The 2,085-nt window shown below is 37.7% G+C and carries 2 protein-coding genes; both read right to left on the bottom strand.

Features of this window, described 5'->3' with window-relative positions; all coding sequences use genetic code 11:
- Positions 1–316: 316 nt before the first annotated feature.
- Complete coding sequence (locus tag JCM9140_RS21820; RefSeq protein WP_034751761.1) at positions 317–1,465, bottom strand: IS91 family transposase; 1,149 nt, start codon at positions 1,463–1,465, stop codon at positions 317–319.
- Positions 1,462–2,085: tyrosine-type recombinase/integrase (locus tag JCM9140_RS21825; protein WP_034751767.1), on the bottom strand; the 624-nt coding region annotated here is incomplete at its 5' end. The genes JCM9140_RS21820 and JCM9140_RS21825, both read right to left, overlap by 4 nt.

Below are 2,085 nucleotides of genomic sequence, written 5' to 3' on the forward strand. Positions count from 1 at the left end.
GGGGACGGTTCTAACAGGGGACAATCGGAAGTTTTGCGCGAAAAAGGGCACAACTAGCGGATTTTATCTGCTCGTTGTGCCTTCTTCTATACTTATACATAAAAAAGGTCGCAAAATTTTTGATTGCCCAAGAAGAATGAAGTCGCGATAATCCGCACCCCCTTGGGGTTTTAATCTTTTTATCTTACTTTTGATTTTATGGTTTGATCTTTTTTTACCCATCTCCTGCGACCTTTTATTACTTGATGGGTGTATTTAGATACAACTCCCCCCTCCCCACTGAAGAGGCTTTTTAAAAGTATTCTGTTCAGTCTAGTTAAGATGTATCTCCTGTGAAAGGACTCTTTAAATGTCCTTTCATACAACCTGGACATTGTGTCACATCTTTACCGAGGAGAATGGAGAGGATTTCTCTTTTTTCTAATCCTTCAAATCTCGGTTTATAAAGAGGACTTCTTGTTAGTTTTCTACAAAGAGCGAGCTTCGTTTTTCTATTTCGATTTGCGAGAATCCCATAATGTCTAATTTTCACAAATCCCTTCGGGAGTATATGCATTAAAAATCGTCTTATAAATTCTGTTATCTTCATGGTAACTGTCTTTTTCTCATTATTATTTTTATAATCCTTTACACCAATGATGACGGTGTCTGTGGCATGGTCAACAGAAATAATCCTTTGATTCGAAATAGCGATACGATGAGTGTAACGGCCGAGGTACTTCATTACTGCTAAAGGCCCTTCAAACGTCCTTTTGGTGTAGCTATACCAATCTAGTTTATAACACTCGTCCATGAGTTTCTGAAATTGCTTTGGATCTTCATATTTTTGTGCATCCTTATAGAATTGAAGTCGATTTTGCTGATAGTATTGTTTTAAATAATAAAGGTACTTTCCTCGAAACTTCTTGGATAGTACTTTTACAGGAATAAAGAATTTCTGGCTGGTGTTACGCCATTGGTTCTGTTTCGTTAGCCCTCCTGCCAATACAACGGTATGGATGTGAGGGTGATAGTGTAAATTTTGTCCCCAGGTGTGTAACACTGAAAAAAAGCCGATTTGTGCACCTAAATATTTCTTATCAGTGGAAAGCTCGGTTAAGGTCTCTGCCACAGATTTGTACATTAAATCATAGAGTAATCTTTGATTATGATAGATGATTTGATGAAGTTGCTTTGGCATCGTAAATACGGCATGAAAATAAGGGGCATTCAGAACATCTTTTCTTCTTTTATCTATCCAAACTTCCTTATTTACTCCTTGGCAACTAGGACAGTGACGGTTTCGACAAGAATGATACCTCATTACGGAATGACCACATTTGTCACATGCATATTTATTTCCACCTAATTCTTCAGTTTTACAACGAATGATACCGTTGGCCGCTTTAACTTGTTCGAAAGATGGATGATAAGATTTTTCATACTCTTGGTAATGCCCTCGAAAGAGGTTTTGTATCGCACTCATGATCGGTGACCTTCGGTATCCAAAGGACTCTTGACGCCCATTAAACTTTTGGAGGTCATGTGTAGGTAGGTTAAAGTTGTTTGTAGTCTTTTATGCCCCAGCATCTGTTGGATATGTACAGGATCGACACCACTTTCTAAAGAGTGAGTAGAAAAGCAGTGCCTTAAAGTATGGGCAGAGATTCTCGAATCAAGCTTTAGTCTATTCCTGACGTTAATCATCGTATTTTTTATCGTCTTTACATGGATGTGTTCATTTGGGTTGCGCCCTCGAAAAAGCCAATCATTTAGTGTGTACGTAGTATCTGAGAATTCACTTTTAAAATATTCTCGAAGTACTTGAAGGGCCATATCAGATAAAATGGTATAACGATTGGTGTTGTGTTTCGCTCGTTCTACACGAATACGCATGGTTTTACTACAAATATCACCAATCTTTAATCTCGCCACTTCACTTACTCGTAAACCACTACCATAAATTAATACAAAGAATGCTTTATGTTTGATGTTAGTTGTTTCGTTTATGAGAGCGAGCACTTCTTCTTTAGAGGGGATAACAGGGAATTGATTTGTTCTTTTCATCCTAGGGATTTTTTGCGAGTTCCATTCTTTTTGTAGTAC

It is taken from the genome of Halalkalibacter wakoensis JCM 9140 (assembly GCF_000513095.1).
Classification (GTDB): Bacteria; Bacillota; Bacilli; order Bacillales; family Bacillaceae_D; genus Halalkalibacter; species Halalkalibacter wakoensis.